Origin of the sequence: Paenibacillus sp. NPDC093718, from assembly GCF_050279985.1 — a bacterium.
In the GTDB taxonomy this organism is placed as follows: Bacteria; Bacillota; Bacilli; order Paenibacillales; family Paenibacillaceae; genus Paenibacillus_AQ.
On record NZ_JBNNUS010000012.1, the window covers coordinates 186,644 to 205,351 of the forward strand.

General features: G+C 51.3%; 25 protein-coding genes. 20 read left to right on the top strand and 5 right to left on the bottom strand.

All coding sequences use genetic code 11. The features are described 5' to 3' along the window. The first annotated feature begins 7 nt into the window (after positions 1-7). The 3 genes from rsbW (at position 8) to ACQKPA_RS28585 (ending at position 2,330) form a co-directional block, all read left to right on the top strand. Positions 8-457, top strand: coding sequence for an anti-sigma B factor RsbW (gene rsbW / locus ACQKPA_RS28575; protein WP_427495788.1), 450 nt, complete (start codon positions 8-10; stop codon positions 455-457). Beyond that, complete coding sequence (locus ACQKPA_RS28580) at positions 454-1,224, top strand: sigma-70 family RNA polymerase sigma factor (RefSeq protein ID WP_009594120.1); 771 nt, start codon at positions 454-456, stop codon at positions 1,222-1,224. Before rsbW ends, ACQKPA_RS28580 begins: the two co-directional genes overlap by 4 nt. A 128-nt stretch (positions 1,225-1,352) precedes the next feature. Then, positions 1,353-2,330, top strand: coding sequence for a magnesium transporter CorA family protein (locus ACQKPA_RS28585; RefSeq protein WP_427495789.1), 978 nt, complete (start codon positions 1,353-1,355; stop codon positions 2,328-2,330). 92 nt (positions 2,331-2,422) lie between these two features. Here ACQKPA_RS28585 and ACQKPA_RS28590 read toward each other — a convergent pair whose 3' ends face one another. The 3 genes from ACQKPA_RS28590 to ACQKPA_RS28600 all read right to left on the bottom strand — a co-directional run bounded on the left by ACQKPA_RS28590 (position 2,423) and on the right by ACQKPA_RS28600 (position 3,704). Continuing rightward, positions 2,423-2,854: a DUF5665 domain-containing protein gene (locus tag ACQKPA_RS28590; protein ID WP_427495790.1), complete on the bottom strand. Its 432-nt coding sequence runs from the start codon at positions 2,852-2,854 to the stop codon at positions 2,423-2,425. A 134-nt stretch (positions 2,855-2,988) separates the two neighbouring features. Then, positions 2,989-3,399, bottom strand: coding sequence for a YtxH domain-containing protein (locus ACQKPA_RS28595; RefSeq protein ID WP_216534039.1), 411 nt, complete (start codon positions 3,397-3,399; stop codon positions 2,989-2,991). Positions 3,400-3,446: 47 nt separating this feature from the next. Then, positions 3,447-3,704 (bottom strand): GlsB/YeaQ/YmgE family stress response membrane protein, encoded by a 258-nt coding sequence (locus ACQKPA_RS28600; RefSeq protein ID WP_216534037.1) that lies wholly within the window; start codon positions 3,702-3,704, stop codon positions 3,447-3,449. A gap of 283 nt (positions 3,705-3,987) precedes the next feature. Between ACQKPA_RS28600 and ACQKPA_RS28605 the strand changes: the two genes are divergently transcribed. Continuing rightward, a complete protein-coding gene (locus ACQKPA_RS28605) occupies positions 3,988-4,992 on the top strand; it encodes an asparaginase (RefSeq protein ID WP_427495791.1) in 1,005 nt (334 codons plus the stop codon). A 65-nt stretch (positions 4,993-5,057) separates the two neighbouring features. Then, positions 5,058-5,777 carry a pirin family protein gene (locus ACQKPA_RS28610; RefSeq protein WP_427495792.1) on the top strand — a complete coding sequence of 240 codons (720 nt, stop codon included), beginning with the start codon at positions 5,058-5,060 and terminating at the stop codon, positions 5,775-5,777. 113 nt (positions 5,778-5,890) lie between these two features. On the opposite strand, the gene ACQKPA_RS28615 is transcribed toward ACQKPA_RS28610, so the two are convergent. Beyond that, positions 5,891-6,118 carry a DUF1128 domain-containing protein gene (locus tag ACQKPA_RS28615; RefSeq protein WP_015737472.1) on the bottom strand — a complete coding sequence of 76 codons (228 nt, stop codon included), beginning with the start codon at positions 6,116-6,118 and terminating at the stop codon, positions 5,891-5,893. A 184-nt stretch (positions 6,119-6,302) separates the two neighbouring features. Between ACQKPA_RS28615 and yyaC the strand changes: the two genes are divergently transcribed. The 5 genes from yyaC to ACQKPA_RS28640 all read left to right on the top strand — a co-directional run bounded on the left by yyaC (position 6,303) and on the right by ACQKPA_RS28640 (position 12,550). Then, positions 6,303-6,842 carry a spore protease YyaC gene (yyaC, locus tag ACQKPA_RS28620; RefSeq protein ID WP_427495794.1) on the top strand — a complete coding sequence of 180 codons (540 nt, stop codon included), beginning with the start codon at positions 6,303-6,305 and terminating at the stop codon, positions 6,840-6,842. A gap of 108 nt (positions 6,843-6,950) precedes the next feature. After that, positions 6,951-7,742: an alpha/beta fold hydrolase gene (locus tag ACQKPA_RS28625; RefSeq protein ID WP_194544581.1), complete on the top strand. Its 792-nt coding sequence runs from the start codon at positions 6,951-6,953 to the stop codon at positions 7,740-7,742. Between the two features lie 289 nt (positions 7,743-8,031). Beyond that, positions 8,032-8,769 (top strand): DUF6483 family protein, encoded by a 738-nt coding sequence (locus ACQKPA_RS28630; RefSeq protein WP_253300801.1) that lies wholly within the window; start codon positions 8,032-8,034, stop codon positions 8,767-8,769. 36 nt (positions 8,770-8,805) lie between these two features. Further along, positions 8,806-9,981, top strand: coding sequence for a class I SAM-dependent methyltransferase (locus tag ACQKPA_RS28635; RefSeq protein ID WP_427495795.1), 1,176 nt, complete (start codon positions 8,806-8,808; stop codon positions 9,979-9,981). Positions 9,982-10,336: 355 nt separating this feature from the next. Next, complete coding sequence (locus ACQKPA_RS28640) at positions 10,337-12,550, top strand: O-antigen ligase family protein (protein ID WP_427495796.1); 2,214 nt, start codon at positions 10,337-10,339, stop codon at positions 12,548-12,550. 222 nt (positions 12,551-12,772) lie between these two features. On the opposite strand, the gene ACQKPA_RS28645 is transcribed toward ACQKPA_RS28640, so the two are convergent. Continuing rightward, positions 12,773-13,087, bottom strand: a complete 315-nt coding sequence (locus ACQKPA_RS28645) for a hypothetical protein (protein WP_071219599.1) — start codon at positions 13,085-13,087, stop codon at positions 12,773-12,775. 151 nt (positions 13,088-13,238) lie between these two features. Between ACQKPA_RS28645 and ACQKPA_RS28650 the strand changes: the two genes are divergently transcribed. From ACQKPA_RS28650 to ACQKPA_RS28695, 10 genes are all read left to right on the top strand, one after another. Beyond that, positions 13,239-13,850, top strand: a complete 612-nt coding sequence (locus ACQKPA_RS28650; RefSeq protein WP_427495798.1) for a DedA family protein — start codon at positions 13,239-13,241, stop codon at positions 13,848-13,850. Positions 13,851-13,853: 3 nt separating this feature from the next. Next, entirely contained in the window at positions 13,854-14,420 is a 567-nt protein-coding gene (locus ACQKPA_RS28655; protein WP_220683887.1) for a thioredoxin family protein, read from the top strand. A gap of 2 nt (positions 14,421-14,422) precedes the next feature. Beyond that, the gene (locus ACQKPA_RS28660; protein ID WP_427495799.1) at positions 14,423-15,061 is read left to right on the top strand and encodes an MBL fold metallo-hydrolase; all 639 of its coding nucleotides are present in this window, start codon (positions 14,423-14,425) and stop codon (positions 15,059-15,061) included. 179 nt (positions 15,062-15,240) lie between these two features. Continuing rightward, positions 15,241-15,432 (top strand): hypothetical protein, encoded by a 192-nt coding sequence (locus ACQKPA_RS28665; RefSeq protein WP_071219595.1) that lies wholly within the window; start codon positions 15,241-15,243, stop codon positions 15,430-15,432. A 246-nt stretch (positions 15,433-15,678) separates the two neighbouring features. Then, positions 15,679-16,224, top strand: coding sequence for an RNA polymerase sigma factor SigY (gene sigY, locus ACQKPA_RS28670; RefSeq protein WP_427495800.1), 546 nt, complete (start codon positions 15,679-15,681; stop codon positions 16,222-16,224). After that, positions 16,208-16,543 carry a YxlC family protein gene (locus ACQKPA_RS28675; RefSeq protein WP_427495802.1) on the top strand — a complete coding sequence of 112 codons (336 nt, stop codon included), beginning with the start codon at positions 16,208-16,210 and terminating at the stop codon, positions 16,541-16,543. Before sigY ends, ACQKPA_RS28675 begins: the two co-directional genes overlap by 17 nt. Then, on the top strand, positions 16,543-16,752 hold the full coding sequence (locus tag ACQKPA_RS28680; RefSeq protein WP_071219592.1) for a hypothetical protein: 210 nt from the start codon (positions 16,543-16,545) through the stop codon (positions 16,750-16,752). Before ACQKPA_RS28675 ends, ACQKPA_RS28680 begins: the two co-directional genes overlap by 1 nt. A 35-nt stretch (positions 16,753-16,787) precedes the next feature. Further along, on the top strand, positions 16,788-16,982 hold the full coding sequence (locus ACQKPA_RS28685) for a PLDc N-terminal domain-containing protein (protein ID WP_100541514.1): 195 nt from the start codon (positions 16,788-16,790) through the stop codon (positions 16,980-16,982). Further along, positions 16,979-17,902, top strand: a complete 924-nt coding sequence (locus ACQKPA_RS28690; protein ID WP_427495803.1) for an ATP-binding cassette domain-containing protein — start codon at positions 16,979-16,981, stop codon at positions 17,900-17,902. Before ACQKPA_RS28685 ends, ACQKPA_RS28690 begins: the two co-directional genes overlap by 4 nt. Continuing rightward, on the top strand, positions 17,899-18,675 hold the full coding sequence (locus ACQKPA_RS28695; RefSeq protein WP_427495804.1) for an ABC transporter permease subunit: 777 nt from the start codon (positions 17,899-17,901) through the stop codon (positions 18,673-18,675). The genes ACQKPA_RS28690 and ACQKPA_RS28695 overlap by 4 nt, the downstream gene beginning before the upstream one ends. Positions 18,676-18,708: the final 33 nt, after the last annotated feature.

Genomic DNA, 18,708 nt, shown 5'->3' on the forward strand with positions numbered 1-18,708 from the left:
GAAAAGAATGAATTCAGATGTTCAAAGAGTAACGCTTAATTTGCCTGCCAGTGCTGAATACGTGGATATTGTAAGACTGAATCTGTATGGAATAGCTTCCAAGATGGGCTTTTCCTATGAAGAGATTGAAGATATGAAGGTTGCGGTGTCGGAGGCCTGTAATAACTCGGTCTTGTATGCTTATAGTCAGGAAGGCGGAATGGTGGAGGTTTTATTTCAAGTGACCGGCGAGTCGCTATCCATTACGGTCAGAGACGAAGGGGAGAGTTTCGACAGTATGGGAGCGGTTGGCAACCGTACGCTTCATGATAAAGATCTAAGCGAGGTCCAAATCGGAGGACTAGGCTTCTACCTGATGGAGGCGCTTATGGATGAGGTAAGCGTGACAAACCAGGCTGGAAAGGGAACCGAGGTTACGCTGACGAAGCGTCTCGCAAGAAGCGAGGAGCCCGTATGAGTGATAAGGCGACTCCCCAAGAGTCCAGAGATGAAGCCGTTCATTTAATTGAACAGTATCAGCAAACGAAGGATAACGATATCGCAACGGTGCTGATTAAGAAATATGAACCGATGGTCAAAATGGCAGCAGGCAAGATTGCCCGGAATCGGCCCGACCTGTACGAGGATTTGTATCAGGTTGGCCAAATGGCATTAATTCGTCTTCTGCAGCAATATGACATCAGCCTGGGGATTCCGTTTGAGCCCTATGCCATGAAAAGCATGATCGGTCATATGAAAAACTTTCTCCGCGATAAATCATGGTACATTCAAGTACCAAGACGAATCAAGGAAAAGGGTGCCTTGGTTCAGCAAGCTATTGATGAACTAATGGTGAAGCTGGAGAGATCTCCCGATGTGAATGAGATCGCATCCTACCTAGATCTTTCCGTTGAGGAAACGGTTGAGGTGTTGGCCGGACGTGAATGCTATCATTATGTATCATTGGATTCCCCTTTATCCCAAGAAGAAACCGGAGCGACGCTTGGAGAGCTAATCAGTTCGGATGTGAATGATTTTGATTCCGTTGAGAAGCGCATGGATCTTCAGCAGGCGATGAGCCAGTTGAAGGAGCAAGAGCAGAAGGTGCTATTGTTGGCATTTCAGGAGGGACAGTCCCAGAGAGCTATCGCTCAGAGGTTAGGCGTGTCACAAATGAGTGTCTCGCGTATCCAGAAGCGGGCAACGGAAAAACTGAAGCAGATCATGTCCAATTCTTCTTACTGATATGGACAAGCCTCGTAGTAACAGTAACAGACGTATAGCAACATAAGGCACGCTTCCTCCATTACAGGAAAGCGTGCCTTTTTGGAACCTTGCGATTTTGTATTTACAGAAGGGAGTGGCAGTAAAACATGTTGGGGCCGGATAGGATGGAAGGTCAGGATATTTATACTTTTGCGGGGGGATGGAAGTGGTACGATGTTCGAACGGATAACTGGCAATCCTCCTGGATCGGTGAACTTCGGACGCGCTATCCTTATACAGCCGAATGGTTTGATCAGGCTTCAACGTTAAAGGAACGTAACTACTTATCCGTCCGATTCAAGGATGGGGTGGAGCCGGTCATTATGGGAACCATGCTTTATAAGGTTACGGACGATGCCGATCATTACAAGTCGGAACAGTTCTATTTCTATACGGACGACCAAGTGCTGATCACCATCAATTTGGATGACCATACCCGAAGCGTAATGGCTAAGTCCGAAAGAGCTTCCATGCTTCATCAATGCCAGAAGCCCGTCGACGGCATGTTTGTGCTGGCTCGGGCCATTTTGCATTATTACCATGCGGGAATGGATCAATTCGAGCATAACCTGCGTCTTGTCGAAAGCGATATGCGTACGCGCAACCGGAAGTCCTTAATGGACAGTATTCTGACGTCCCGGTTTGAGCTGTTGGAGTGGAGCAATCTGTTCATTCCTTTTCAGGAACTGATCGCTGCAGCAAAGGAAGGGTATCATGGCGAGCTGGATAGCAGTCGCTCGTTTCAACAGCTCCTGCATCGAGTGGAAAGAATGGAGAAGCTGATTCATCATTATGAGCGCGAAATCGATACGCTGGTATCGATAGACGATGCAATCTCCGCGTTCCGCGGCAATGAAATTATGAAGACACTGACGATTTTTACGGTTGTGCTCACACCCGCAACCGTGGTCGGAGCCATATGGGGGATGAACTTTGAAAATTTGCCCGCCATTAAAACGTTCTGGGGATTTACGGTAGTCATCGGCCTCACTTTGCTGTGGACCGGAGGCATGTATCTTTGGATGCGTGCGAAGGGATGGACGGGAGACCTGCTTCAAGTTAAGTCCAACAACAAAAACCTTTGAGGCACGAAGGATATGCATGAATGGCAGCGAGAATGATCACAACGCCCGGTGACCTCTATAGGCACCGGGCGTTTTCATGTATTAAAGACATACTAGGATCTAGATTGATCAATATATCCTTGCAAATCGGAGATGAAATCCCCAATCATCGGTACGTTGACAAAGAAGCTGAGAATGTAACCCAGAAGACCCAGTACGAGAGCCGTGCCAAGGGTTAAGCCCAACCCCCGCGCTAGGCCGGCAGTAAGGTTGGCAATGATGCGTTTCTTGGGATTCATGTAATGATCGATCATGTCCTTCATTTCGGACTTCTCCAGGGTGGTGGCGATTTTGTCCAGACGCGTGTTCAGTTTCTTCACCTCGTGCCGCAGTTCAAAGGGATGCTCCTGGATATCATCCGCCTCCCGGGAGCGCCTTTCCTCGCTTGTTTCGGATTCCATTCGTGGCTCATTGCGTCGTGTCGAACGATCGCCGCTCCGGGTCGAGAAGCTGGAGCCGCTATGATATGGGTTCGCTTTACTCATAAGATTACCCCGCTTTCCAGGCAGAAACGCCGGTTCATTTCACTTATCAATCCATATGATGCTTACAAGCTGACTGTCACGATCTGGCACAAAAATAGCCAGCTGTGTCAGCTGGCTATTCGTGACCTCACGAATTAAACATTCGTTGTCGATTTCATTTCACGGCTGACATCGGAAGAGGTGTCCATCGCTTTATCCTTTACGTCTTTGGAAGCATTTGAAACCTCGCTGGACACGTCGGCCGATGCTTCCTTGACGCTGGACATAATGCTTTGGCGGCCTTCATTCACGGTGGCCATCACATCGGAAGCTTTGGTGCCCACGGTTTTCGCAAGCTCAGAAGCTTTATCGCCTACGGTATAAGCAACTTCCTTCGTTTTATCCGTTACCATGCTCAGTTTCTCAGATAAATCCCCGCGCAGTTCGCGGCCCGGCTTTGGAGCGAACAACAGAGCTGCCGCCGCTCCGACCAGGGCACCGATGAAAGCACCTTTGAAGAATGTAGAACCGCTTTGTACTGGATGTTCTTGTTCTGTGTGATTCATAACTTTCACTCCTTTTAGTTAATATAAAAAGAATATAGACACGAGAATCAGGCTGTACGTCTAAATAGCTTGGCAGCAAGACCGAGCAAGAATACGAAGATAGCTGTACCGATGATAGCGGGCACAATGGCAAATCCGCCGATGACAGGCCCCCATGCTCCGAAGAGCCATGGTCCGATCCATGCGCCTACGAAACCAGCGATCATGGATCCGATAATTCCGCCCGGCATTTCATGACCAACCAGCGCATCTCCGATTATCCCGATGATGATTGCCATTACGATGCTGATGATGATTCCCCACATACGATCGCCTCCTTTTTAAAGAGCAATGTTTTTCGAGTGGGCTTGCTTATCTCGTAATTAAACCTAAGGCCACATCGTGAAACAGGACAACGTTAAACGGGAGATAAAATGAAGTGTCCGTCCCCTACGGAATGATCGCCTGCTGTTATTTGCAGATTTTTGTACTATACTGAATACAGATTTGCAACAATCCTCGAATTATCGAAGATTATAGGTACCACATTTACACAGGTTTTTAAGGCAGGAATACGGTCACAGACGGTTATAGAAGGAGTTATTTAACATGGACACTGTATTAGTGAAGGAATATCGGGCGGACATATTGGAGTGCGTCCACAATGGACATATATGTATTGTTAATGAACAAGGAAGCGTACTGGCATACGCGGGAGATCCGGAATATGTGGCATTTACGCGTTCTTCGGCCAAGCCAATGCAGGCAATCCCCTCCATCCGTGGCGGGCTTGCTGACCATTATGGGCTGACGGATAAGGAAATCGCGATCATGACGGCTTCGCATCGGGCGGAGCCGGCTCACATAGAAGTATTGGAAGGCTTTGCCCGGAAGGTCAATATTAGTGAAGCTTATATGGTTTGCGCGTCGAGCTGGCCGCTGGATGAGGAAAATAAGGAGACTCTTCTGCGAGAGCAGAGAGACAAGAGCAAATGGTTCCATAATTGTTCCGGCAAGCATTATGGCATGTTGGCCTATTGTCAGATGAAAGGGTACCCGCTGCTCGGATACGATCAGCCGGAACATCCACTGCAGCAGGAGATCCTTCAGACGGTCTCCTATTTGTCGGGACTGGCTCCCTCTGATATCCGATTGGGAACGGACGGTTGCGGCCTGCCGGTATTCGCCATGCCGCTTCGCGCTTTGGCTACAGCCTATATGAAGCTTGCATCCCCGGACCTTATCGAGGATGAGCCAACAAAAAGGGCGGTCATCCGAATCGCGGAGGCCATGCACGCATCTCCCTATATGGTGGCAGGAAATCACAAGGTGGACACCCTTCTCCTGGAAGACGATAATATTGTGGCCAAAGGAGGCTTTAAAGGTGTGTACTGCTTGGGTCTGAAGAAGGAGCGGCTCGGTATTTCGTTCAAAATTGCAGATGGATCAGAAGAAGAATGGGGCTGGGTAGCGGAGTCCATATTGGAGCAAATCGGGTATAACAACAAAACAACCATCAATCGCTTGAAAGCCGCGTATCCCAAGGATTTATGCAACGATGAGGGCCTGAAAGTAGGCAGGGTGGAAACCGCCTTTATGCTGAACCGTGCTTAAGCATGACTGATTAGACCGGAAACCGCCGGGGTATTGAATAGTAAAAAAGGCGGAGGTGACCGGCCATGATTAAGATCATGACGGCAGCGGAAAGACATACTACCCATAAAGACGGTATTCATAGTGAATTCAGCTTTTCTTTTGGTGATTATACAGATCCGCATAACGAGCATTTTGGAAGCTTGCTGGCACATAATGAATATGTGCTTAAACCGATGGAGGGTTTTGATCGAAGGTTTCATCATGATTTGATCATTGTCCATTTGGTGCTGGAAGGCACGTTAACGTATGAAGATGATACAGGGAAAGAAATGGAGCTGACTCCCGGTTCGATTCATGTCGTGAATACAGGCTCCGGCGTGTACCATGCAGAGAAGAATGCCTCGTCTTCCGAGGACGTACGCTATCTGGAAATGTGGTTTCTACCTGCGGAGCCAGACCTTGAGACCAGTCACCATCAAAGCGATTTTACAAAGGAACAGCGGTTGAACCAGATGCTTCCGATCATCGGGTCGGACCATGGTGAATCAAGCTTGCCCCAATCGCTGGATGTTGTGATGTACAGTACCATACTGGAGACTGGACAAGAACTGACGTACAGCTTGGCCGAAAATCGGAGAATGCACTTGTACGTCATTAGCGGTCAAGTCGAAATATCGTCGGAAGACGGCATGTTTAATATTACTGCGGGTGACGCGGCCAGGATACAGCGGCGTCACGAGCTGACATTTCGAGGGAACTCAAGTGAGGGGATCTCGGAAATGGTGATGATCGATATGCCGTAGAGAAGGACAACAAAGCCCCCGGAACTTCGCATGGATCAGCGACGTTCCGGGGGCTTTGCTATAAAAGGGCTCTTCTTTTTAGATCTTATCAAAAATTTTCGGGCAGTGATGATCTACTGGTTCCCGCGCAGCTGCCCGAGCTCCGATACAACAGCTTCCACTTCCGATATACTCAGGTTTTGCTTATTCATGACCATATCGTACAAATCATAAATATCATCATATTGGTTAACCGAGAAGGCGGAGGCTTGCATGGCAGCACCTGTAGCCATCCGAAGCTTGGTTTTAATCTGTTCAATCATATACTCGACATTAGCTTGTGATTTTTCACTCAAATCCATGGATTAACACCATCCTCTCATAGGCGGATTTACGATTTTCATCCCTGTATTGTACCATGTTACCGTGCGGCTCGACCAATGTTTTTGCCATCGGAGACAGAGATAGGTTAAAATCAGGAAAAAAAGGTTTTTAGGCTGTAAAAAAGCAAGGTTTCAAGCGATGTAATCAAGGAGGAGGTCCGTCATGAGCGAACAAGCCGGCAAGACGCCAGGCGTACAGGCTGTAAAAGCTAAAGTGTCGGGGCATGAACTGACGGATTTTTTTCGGACGATCTCGCAGCGGCATGCGCTGGATAGCATCGTATTTTTATGTATTGGCACTGACCGTTCCACAGGAGATGCACTCGGACCGCTAACAGGGAGCCGGCTCTCGGAATACGGTTTCCCGCATGTGATCGGGACGCTGCCCGAACCGTGTGACGCTTTTAATCTTGAGGCAAGACTTCAAGGCATACCTGAGGATAAGTCGATTATTGCCATTGATGCATGCCTGGGACAATCCTCGTCAGTCGGATATTTCTTTACATGCGAGGGTCCACTGACGCCTGCCGAGTCCGTCGGCGGGAGGCTTCCGGCGGTGGGGGATTATAGCGTGGCAGCGGTTGTGAACGTCCATGGACCGAAGCCGTATTGGACTCTCCAAGTGACGTCCCTATACCAAGTCATGGGGATGGCGGAGCAAATAGCGAAGCAAGCCGCTATTGCCTTTGGCCTTAGGCCGTAAGACATGGCGTTTCAGCCGGGGTTGTTTTTGTTTAATAATAGATCATTCTTTATAAAATAATGGGTGTCTATCACATGGCATCCGCTGAATAGAAAGAAGGGTATCGCTATGGAAAAAGTACAATGCAACGGCAGCACGATTTGTTATGTTGATCAGGGACAAGGTGAGCCGATCATTCTGCTTCACGGTTTCTGCGGAAGCTCCGCCTACTGGGAACAGGTACTGCCATTTCTTCAAGGCTTCAGAGTCATTGTACCGGATCTCCGTGGTCACGGGCGGTCTGATGCACCGATGGGATCGTATACCATTGAACAGATGGCAGACGATGTGCTGCTATTGATGGATGAGCTCGACATTCCGAAGGCAGCATTACTCGGTCATTCCCTTGGAGGATATATCACGCTTTCCTTTGCCCAGCGTTACGCTTCTCGTTTGAACGCCTTCGGTCTGATTCATTCCACAGGCTACCCGGATTCGGACGAAGCGAAGGAGAAGCGCGTGCAGGCGGTCAGCACCATCCAAGGGGAGGGCATTACGGCTTTTGTTGACGGATTGGTGCCCGGCTTATTCGCTCCGGATACGAAGGATAACAAGCCGGAATGTATTCAGCGGGCGAAGGAGATAGGCTATCTTACGCCACCTCAGGGAGCAATCGGAGCGGCGCTGGCGATGCGTGAGCGTCCCGACCGACGCGATGTGCTCTCGGCGTCCACGCTGCCTATCCTGCTGGTAGCAGGGGAGAAGGACGGGTTGATTCCGGCAGAGCGTACCTTTACGACAGACCATGACAACGTGACCCAATATGTAATCGAGGGCGCAGGACATATGAGTATGATGGAGACGCCGGAGAAGCTCGGCGAAGTCATCACTTCTTTCATGGGACGGCTTACGAATGAATAACGCATGAGAATCTTTCAATAGTTTATAATGAACGGATACCCCCTAGCGGGATATCCGTTTATTTATTTTGTGCCCAGACGTGCCATACCTCGTATGTTTGGCCGGCCGAAGTGGAGCGAGAATGGGAGGGGGAGGTCGGGAACTGGAATTCTGGCCCCGGATAGCCTACAATTTAATCGTGATCCGGCTTGGGTTTGACCCGGCAAATTTCTCCCTTGTAAAGGATGATTAGCTAAAGGCTGCCCCGGCATTCCTTCTTGGTTTCTTGGCTGAACGCAGTATAGTAAAGATGAAGATCAGGAATACGCTGCATCTGACATGGATGCAGGTTGGGGGTGCGCGTATGTTTCGCAGGGATTATCTCGTGCGGCTAATTGAGGATATGACACAGATGATTGCCAAGGTGTTTTCGCTTAAGCAGGAGCGTAAGCACACAGAAGCGCTATGGGAGCTGGATGAGCTCTTCAAACGGCAGTTCCGGCTGAATTCAGAGCTGCTTCGCTCATTGTCCGCTGCCGATATTGAGCAGCTATTTCGCAGTCACGGTTATTTGGAAGCGGACAAGCTGCAAAGCGCCGCCAGGCTAATGGAAGAGGAAGCGTCCCTGCTGCTTGAGCTGGAGCGTGAAGAAGAAGCCGTTATGCTCTATACCAAGGTCTTTCAGCTATATTTGAAGTCGGCCCTGCAAGGAGCGGATTTGAAGCTGATCGGGTTGACGGAACGGATCGGTATGGTGAGAGAACGTTTAAGGTCGTATGCATTGCCAGAAACAGCGATGCGGGATTACTATGCGTATACGGAGCAGCAGGGGATGTACGCAGAAGCGGAGAACACCCTCTACCAACTGCTGGATAATGGCAAGATGGAATATGGCGAAGCTGTGCAGTTCTATCAAAGATTGCAGCTGAAGCTGCCTGAGGATTTGGCGAAGGGCGGGCTTCCGCTGGAGGAAGTCCACGAAGGAATGGATGAGCTTAAGCGTCGTTTTCCGCATGAAGCGGTGAACGGCGACAAGTCGTTGACCTAAGCGGGATTAACCTGTCTATCACATAAAGAAAGCGAGATGTACCTTTTGGATGCATTAAGAAAATTGATTCACAACATCATGGAAGAAGGATCATTGATCACGGCTACGCTAAGCCAGCTCCGCAAGCGGGAAGGCATGACCTACAGCAAAGTAACGGTTAAGCCCGTAGAGCTCAAGAACAAGCTGCACTATCAGTTTGCCTATTATTCCGGAACCAAAGTCACCCATCAGAACGTACCGGCCGATGAGGCGGAGGCAGTGCTGGTTGACATGTTCGAGAATGTATTCCGGCAAGCGATGATGTATACGCCGGAAGCGGACTATCAGGTTCTGATCTCGAAGAAATACAAGGTTTCGATTCTGACCAAATCCGCCTCCAAGAAGATGACAGATTTGTCCCATAACCGAAAAAAAACGTATATCCTTGAAGAGGGAGAACCTGTTCCGTTTCTGGTGGAACTCGGCATCATGAGTGAAGAGGGCAAAGTATTTGCCCGCCGATACGATAAGTTCAAACAGATCAACCGGTTCCTGGAGATGGTTGAGGATGTGCTTCCCCACCTGCCGGAGGACCGTCCACTGACGATCGTTGATTTTGGCTGCGGCAAATCCTATCTGACCTTCGCTTTATATCACTATTTGGCGGTAACCGCGCGCAGAAAGCTGAATATTGTCGGTTTGGATCTCAAGGCGGATGTCATCGAACACTGCAGTATGCTGGCGAAAAAACTGGACTACACCCAATTGCAGTTTCTTGTCGGGGACATTGCGGAATATGACGAACTGGAGCAGGTGGATATGGTGGTCACGCTGCATGCATGCGATATGGCAACAGACGCTGCGCTGGAAAAAGCGGTCCGTTGGGGGGCTTCAGTCATTCTGTCGGTGCCTTGCTGCCAGCATGAGCTGTTCTCCCAAGTCCAAAGCCCTGTTATGGAGCCGCTGCTGTCCCACGGTATATTGAAGGAACGCTTCTCGGCCCTTGCCACGGACGCCATTCGAGCCAAGCTCCTCGATCTGATGGGTTACAAGACGCAGCTGCTGGAGTTTATTGATATGGAACATACGCCGAAGAATATATTGATCCGGGCGGTTAGCGGTTCTGCGGGAGATCGGGATAAGCTGTGGCAGGAATACACCGCGTTCCGCGATTTCTTAAGCGCCTCGCCATATCTTGAACGGGCGTGCAAGGACTTGCTGCCGGATACGTAAACGGAATCGCGTTGAACCGGATTGGCGATGAAAGTGCGAGCGCGCACTTTCATCGCTTTTTTAGTTAACAGAATGTATAAACTATGAAGCTGGGCCTTCCGGATATCGCAAGACAATCATCTGATAATGTTCGTCGAGAGACGTTTATTTATGTCGGTATTCGAAGTTTGCCCTAGAGACAAGCCGCCTTATTGCGCACTAGAGAGATTGCCGCCGATCGCCAACGCCGCATCAAGAATAACGAGGTATGTCCTTGTCCACAATGGCTATTAGATGGTTTGGCTACGGAGGACGAATGCCGTGTAAGGAACAGCCGAGGATATATGGCTATGCATTGGAACGGGGGCGTTGGTTCATGGCATGGAAGACCCTGCATCGTAATTGCGGGATGCTGCTGATTGCACTTGTCTTTGTGGCAGGTATCCGGAGCGGGATGTTTTTTGATGGGGATGTCTATGGGGGCGGAGCAGGTTTCGGGATGCTTTTGCTGCTTATGACGGGAGCCAAATGGCATGGTGCCGTCCAAGGCCGGAAGATACATGGCGTTGGTGTACTGCCGGGCGCGGCTCCAGCGGATAGAGGATTACGGGTGCTTCTTGGTTGCATCTGCGGAATCATTCTCATTTATGTGCTTCATGGGATAGGGATAGGGATGGGAATAGGGCGCTCCCTCACTCTGGAAGGCACGATCAAGGAGATTATCCTGTGGGGAAGCTACGGTTCCTTTGCAGCCGTCGCCTGGCGGATATGCCGTACAGATGACGGTTTACGTTTGATGCAAATAGGCTGGCATCTGTTGGGCGCTGTGCTGTGCGGCAGCGCATTGCTTGCCGTATATGGGCTTTTGGAGCTGCCGTATGGGATCTATCATACGGCGGATGCGGACATCAGCGCAACCGGCGCGAGGCTTGGCGGCCTGCTTCAGTACCCGAACACGTTCGGGGCCGTGATGGCCGCCTTCCTGCTGGAGCGGCTGTTCGCGCTGCCGCCCGTCCTGCGGACCCGGACGGGCACGCTGCGTGCAGCGGCTGCCCTGCTGCCGCTGCTGCCCTACACTGCCGCGCTGCTCCTGACGGAGTCGCGCGGCGCCTGGCTCGCGGCCGCACTCGCGTGCGCGGCCGGCTTCGCTAAGGAGCGGCGTGCCTTCGCGCCGCTCCTGGTGGCTGCCGCCGCGCCATTGGCGAGCGCGGCGCTGCTGTACCGCCAGCTGGCTGAAGCCAAGCTGGCTCCTGCCGTGCTGCCCGGCCTGCTGTGGCTGGCCGGGCTTTGGGCCGGCGGCGTCCTCGCCGGCCTGCTGCTGTGCCGCTGGCGGCACAGCGGGGGCCCGCGGCGGCGGTATGCCGCGCCAGGGGCTCTGGGAGCTGCGGCGCTGCTGGCTGCCGCAGCCGGAGCGTTGATCCTGCATCAGGTGCAGGATCGGACCCTTGGCGGCGCGGCAACGCTGAGCGCGCGCCGCCTCCTATACAGCGACGCGTGGCAGCTGGCCCGGTCGTCGCTGTGGCTGGGACGGGGAGGGGAGACGTGGCGGCAGTCCTACCTTGCCATTCAGTCCCAGCCCTACGTGGGTGCCGAGGTGCACAGCGGATATATGGATATCCTGCTGAATACGGGAGTGATCGGGCTGCTGCTTGTCCTTGTTCTGGTTAGCTTTATGGTGGCGAGGCTTATTGCTGTGAGCTCCCGGCTCATGCCCGCTGCCCTGGTACTGATCGGGCATGCGGCTGTGGATTTTGACTGGAGCTTTGGGCTGGTATGGGTGCTGCTGTTGTGGCTTACGGTAATGGGCTTCGCTACAACTCCTTCTGGTCGGGAAGTGCAAAATGGACCTAATGCAGCTCAAAGACGCAAACGGTTCAAAATAGGGAAGAAGCTGTTAGCTGTTTATGAAGGGAAGCGGAAATATCCGCCGTTACAGTCGCTGTCACTGCTCCGGGTTACGGCGATCATTCTGCTCGCGGGCTGGGTTCTTCTCGCTGCTGCGCTGGGCATCAGCGAGGTCAAAGAGCGAAGGGCCGCTTCGGAACCGCCCGGAGCGCAAGTAGCGCTCCTCCAATCCTCGTTAAAGTGGAACCCCGCCAACACGGAGGCAGTATTGAGCCTGGCGGATTGGCTTCCCCCAAGCCAGCGAATCCCGCTGCTGAAGCGAAGTTTGGTGTATGCACCGAATCACCCGGAGCTGAGCTGGAAGCTGGCAGAGGCTTACTCGCTCCGAGGCGAATCGGAAGAGGCGGCAGCTTGGTATCTAGCGGCCATCAATCGGGATCGGTTCAATGATGTCAAACAAACCCGAGCCGTGCTGAAGCTGGCTTCCCTCGCAGATTGGCACCGGACGACAGGAGAATCCGTCAGATCGGTTGAAGCGGCCCGGACCGGGTTGAATATCTTGAAGCGCTATCGTTCCCTTGCGGCAAATCCTCGTGGGATGGATCATCATCGGAATGACCGGCAATTCGATCTGTCTATGCTTGCGGTACGGCAGACCCCCCGATTGGAAAAAACGCTGAATAGGGGAATACGAAAGCATGCGGCAAGGCAGCCTGAACAGGCAGATATCCCCGCCCGCCGCTAACGTGAATCGTGTGTCGCAATCTATAGCGGCTAATCGCGTGCCTGCCCGTTCAGGATAGTTGCTCCATGAGGTACGGAGTCCATGCTTTGACGAGATGCCACGGTTTGTTGTCCATACGCACGATAGGGGGCACCGAGCTGTCGATTGATTGCTGCCTATACCATCGAAAGTTTTTACGTGTTGTCTATTTCACATCAGATCACGGTACAAGGAAGGGCAGTGTTATCCGCCGAAGGCATCCCGGAAGGCCGAGGCCAACTGACGTTCCGGAACCTCCCATAGCTCGGCGAGTTCGCCGCAGACTTCCTTTTCCCACCAGTCGCACAAAAGCTTCTTATTGCTGTAGTTTTCGTGGATCCAGATCAAATTGCCGATTACCTTCCGGTAATACAATTCTTCGCCCTGCTTCAGGGATTCCGGAGGAAGGTAGAGCTTAAGACGTTTGGTCGTGCGGTATAATTCTTTGCTGCAGGCCCGCCGTATACCGCGCGGGGAGGGGGGCTTGCTGCCCGGTTGTTTGGCATGGGGAGAATGCATGCGTAACTCACTCCTTTGCTTCACCATATGTCCCGAAACGGGCGAAAGTCACTGTGCCGCCTATAATTGGGCGCAGTAGAAGGCATGTCCCGGGCTGTGTTAGAATAGGCTAGTATTAGAAATCAACGCAGTAGGAAAGCGGGGAACAAGCGTGGAATTCTTTTACGAGGCTGTAGGCCGGTTGTTTGAATGGATCCAGCAGCTGGGTTATTTCGGAATCATGCTCGGATTAATGGTAGAGGTCATCCCAAGCGAGATCGTACTTGCCTATGGCGGTTATCTGGTGTCTCTGGGTGAGGTTCATTTTCTCGGAGCCATGCTCTTTGGTACCGTTGGCGGCGTGCTCGCACAGTTGTTTATTTATTGGATCGGCCGTTACGGAGGCAGGCCTTTCTTGGAAAAGTACGGGAAGTACATATTGATTAAGAAGAAGCATATCGATTACGCTGAAGAATGGTTCGGCAAGTATGGTACCGGCGTTATATTTACGGCACGCTTTGTACCGGTGGTACGGCATGCGATTTCCATACCGGCAGGCATATCCAAGATGCCTGTGGGAAGGTTTACGCTGCTGACCACCCTAGCCGTAATTCCATGGACGGCATTATTCTTATACCTCGGATTGCTTCTGGGCGATCAATGGGAGCATATTGACGAGAAGGCAGGGCCGTACGTGCAGGAAATTCTGCTGGGGGCATTGGCCGTCATGATTCTTTATTTTTTGATAAAATGGATAAAATCATCGAAGGCGAGGTCGAAATAACGAATGAGTATGAATATGGCAAATCATTTGGGGACAGGCATATCTCCACAGCAATTTATGGACGGCATGCAGAAGAACCAGGAGACGTTCAAGGCAGGATATGAACAGTTTGTTTGGGAGAATGAAGAGGATAAAGAATTCTTTGAAAGCCTGAATTTCCGGGATGACCTGCGGGTCCTCATTCTGGCAGCGGACTGGTGCGGTGATGTTGCACGCAATATCCCTGTCGTTTTTCGTGCGATGGAGACTGCGGGGATTGAGACGGAAGTGCTGATTATGGAAGAGAATCTGGACGTCATGGATCAGTTCCTGACCATGGGCGCCCGTTCCATTCCGGTTGTTATCATATCGGATACCGGAGGACATGTCCTCGGTACATGGGGACCGCGTCCGGCCCATGTTCAGAAGTTTATGATTGAGTTTAAACAGAACAATCCGGATCGTGAAGCATCGGACTATCAGGACAACCTTGCCGTCACACGACAAAGCATTATTCAAGCCTACGGGGAAGGGTATGAGTTCCACGCTGCCATCATTAAGGAATTGCGTGAACTTATGTCAGGGTTCTAATCATGACACTTCATATTGAAACCTTTAATTTAGGACCGCTACAGACGAATGCGTATTTACTGACAGGGCCTGTTGAAGGCAAAGCGGTCATTATCGATCCTGGCATGAACCCGGGACCGCTGCTGAAGCGAATCGCCGATTTGGAGATTGAGGCGATCCTGCTGACCCATGCGCATTTCGACCACATGGGGGGCGTTGAGGAGATTCGCAAGCTGAAGGGCTGTCCTGTTTACCTGAACACCCTGGAGAGTGAATGGCTGTCCAATCCGAAGCTTAACGGCTCGATGATGTGGCCGCAGGTAACGGAACCGCTGTCCACCGAGCCGGCTGAGTACGATTTGGCGGATGGACTTGAGCTGCAGCTCATCGGACATACCTTCAGCGTCTTTCATACACCGGGACATTCCCCGGGAAGTGTGAGCTTCAAGTGTGGAAATGATCTGTTTTCCGGCGATGTGCTGTTCCGTCTCGGGGTTGGGCGAACGGACCTTCCTGGAGGCCGTGAACGTGATTTGATTGATTCCATTCAAAATACGCTGTATACCTTCCCGGATGAGGTCGTTGTATATTCCGGCCATGGTCCTCGAACAACCATCGGTTATGAAAAGCAGCGGAATCCTTACGTTCCTTCTAGCCGATAAGATAGCTTCCGACATAAATCGGGAAACTTTGTCTGGACAAACCTGGACAACATTGATACAATACTGTTAATTAATTGTTACCCTTGCGAAGCACGCAGACTGTGGAATTCATCCCGGTTTGCGTTCTTTTATTTTACAGGGAGTTTTTTTGGCATGGACGTGATTAGGGGGAAGCGCCAGTGAGGAAAGATCATCTATCGCTGTTGAACGGGAGTGTTACAAGAAGCGAAGCGATTGATCGACAACCGGAGTTCCATCGGCAGATTCAGACGGAAATATCCTCAGTTGTCTGGGACAGGCTGGTGAAGGATGAAGGGATCGCGCAGCAGCCATGGCATCATCGGCTGCAGGTTATACGATTTAATCAATAGATCGACATGCGAACATGACACCCTCATCATGAACTAAATGTATTCTTTCTATTGGAGAGGGCAGCCGATTTTTAGTCGGCTGCTTTTTTTTGAGTTTTTTACAGGTATCGATGAATTTCTTACCGTCATGATAGGTTTTAATAAATGATACCATTCGGTACAGGATAAATATAAAAATCCATTTGAACGATTGGCTGTTGTTAATCGTATTACGGTTGGAATGCGAAAGAAGGTGATGATTTTTTCATGATCCCTGATGAAGAGGGCTTGATACAACAAGCGAAATTAGGAGATGCAGCGGCTATGGCGCTGCTGTTCAAGCAGCATTATTCCTTTCTTTATAAATATTTGCTAAAAGTGACGATGGACCCGATGGTTGCAGAGGATACTGCGCAGGATACCATTGTTCGATGCATGGAGAATATGACCCGTTACAACGGGACTTCGTCCTTCTCCTCCTGGATGATTACCATTGCTACCCGGTTGTTCATCGACAGCACCCGGCGAAAGAAACGGGAGAAGAAATGGCTGGAGCAGGAGGCGGTTCAGTCGGCAAGGCGGATGCGCTGGCAGATGGAGCGGCGGGGAGAAGATTGGACGGATATGCTGAATGGATTATCCCGCTTATCTGAGGATCACCGGATTGCCATCCTGCTTAAGCATTATTACGGCTATAGCTATGATGAAATCGGAACGATGCTCGGTATTCCCGAAGGAACGGTGAAATCACGAACAGCCTACGGTATCAAACAGCTGCGAAAGGAGATGGGTGACGATGGTCAAAGGACCTGAGCATGAGGACGAAATATGGATTGAAGGATTTACCAAAGAACTGGAGCGGGTGGATCAATTGTTTGAGGATGCGCCATCCCCATCCCTGGAAGGATTGCATACGCTGGCCGTTCATACCTTGGAGCGGAAGCGGCGACGGATGAAATACGAATTGCTGCTCTTTCTTCTGATTTCACTCTTTATCGTTGGTGGCGGATTGATGGCTGCCTTGGCTGCGCCGAAGATCCTGCTGTTTATTCACGGGTTCGGCATGGTTGCCGGGATTTCCGTTCTTGTATTTTCCAAGAGTCTGAGATCAGCCGGAAAGAAGGGGATCTGATGAATGAAGTTAACGAGAGCCCGCTGGGAGTGATCATCCTTGCCGTTGTGCTTGTTCTGATTCAAGGGACATGGCTTTTCTTGGATGCGAGGAAGCGGGGGCTTGGCAAGATGGCTTGGTTCTGGGGGATATGGGGATCTACGACAATGCCAATGCCGCTGCTCTTTTACTGGATATTCGTCATCCACAAAGATGACCGCAAGTCTTAAGTTTATTCATTATATATGGAACATGGAGGATTATTATGGAAATTAACTGGGGATTGATTTGGCCCATTCTTGCACTGCAAGCCATTCTCGCGGTAACGGGTCTGATATCTTTGTTTCGGGCAGAGCCAGCAAGCATACGTGGACCGAGATGGATGTGGGTATTGATTATACTGCTGGGTAACCTTCTTGGCAGCGTTGCTTATTTCGTTGCGGGGAGGCGAGAAGCTTGACGGAAAAACTTTTAAGCATTCATGAATTGACCAAAAGCATAGGCAGCATCACGCCGGTTAAGGGCATTTCATTTGAATTGCAGCGAGGAAGCTGTACTGCCCTGCTTGGTCCTAATGGTGCCGGCAAAACGACTACACTGCGGATGCTGGCTGGATTAATACCTCCAACCCGGGGGGAGATCCGATATGGATCAGCCGCTACGCAAACGAACGGCTGGCGTCACCGGATCGGTTACTTGCCTCAGTACCCGAAGTTTTACAGCTGGATGTCGGGCATGGAGTACTTGTCTTTCAGCGCTAAGCTGTCGGGATTATCCGGACGAGAGGCTAATAAGCGAAGTCGGGAAGTCATCGAAATGGTTGGCCTTCAGCAGGCGGCCAAACGCCGAATATCCGGTTACTCCGGCGGAATGAAGCAGCGGCTTGGCATTGCTCAGGCGCTTGTGCATAAGCCTGAGCTGATCATGTTGGACGAGCCGGTATCGGCGCTTGATCCGATCGGTCGCCGTGAGGTGATGGACCTGCTCAATCGCTTGCGCGGGGAAGTCACCGTTCTGTTCTCAACCCATGTGCTTCACGATGCGGAGGAAATCTGCGATGACATGGTACTGATGGTAGACGGGGAAATTGCGGAGAAAGGCGCGCTTAGCGAACTTCGCACGAAATATCGCCAACCGGTTCTATCGATTGAGGTTGAACCGGGGGAGCGGGAGGTTGCTTGGCTCGACAGTCTTGCGAACCGTCCTTATGTGCATGAGATCGAACTCGGCAAACGCGGCGCCAAGCTGATGGTGACGGATATGGATGTTGCGCGGGCTGCTTTAATCAAGGAGCTTGCCGATGGCGAAATCGAGCTGCTTCGTTTTGAAGCAGGCACGTCTTCGCTTGAGGATATGTTTATGAAGGTGGTGGGCTCATGAAGTCGTTCTGGATTTATTATCAAAAAGAAATGCTCGAGGCAAGCCGGACCTATAAATGGATTTGGGTTCCTGCAGTCTTCCTGCTTCTTGGCATTATGCAGCCGGTATCCACCTATTATTTGCCGGATATCCTTACCATGGCCGGGGAATTGCCCCCGGAAGCGGCGGCATTATTTACCGTCCCGTCCGCCGAGAATGTTATGGCATCAACCTTGAGCCAATTCAGCACCATCGGCCTGCTGGTGCTTGTGCTGGCGGGAATGAACACGGTAGCAGGGGAGCGAGCCACCGGCACGGCTGAGCTTGTTCTCGCCCGCTCGGTATCCACGATTCCCATGATGTCTGCCAAATGGGCAGCCTTGATGACGTTGCTGGTCGTTTCTTTTGCGATTGGACTTGGCGGTGCTGCCTATTACACGTATCAGCTCATCGGTCCTTTGGAATGGGGAGCAGTTACCAGCGGAGGGGGCTTATATGCTGTATGGCTGGCCTGGATCGTAACGCTTGTGCTGCCGCTCGGTGCCGTCCTTCGCGGGCCGGCTGCGGCCTTCATCAGCTTGGCAGTTGCCGGCGTACTTTCGCTCTTATACGGTTTGCTGCCCTCCCGCGTTCTATGGAGCCCGGGCCGTTTAAGCAGCATGGCCGCTGAGCGAATTCTTGGCGCAGGGAGCAGCGCGTGGTCACCGATACTCGTTGCCATGCTGATTATGGCGGTGTCGATTATCCTTGCCGCAAGGCTGCTTAGAAGGAGTCCGTTGTCCCCGCAATCCTAGTTTTCATGGGAGATTCAGGTTTTATCTGAATCA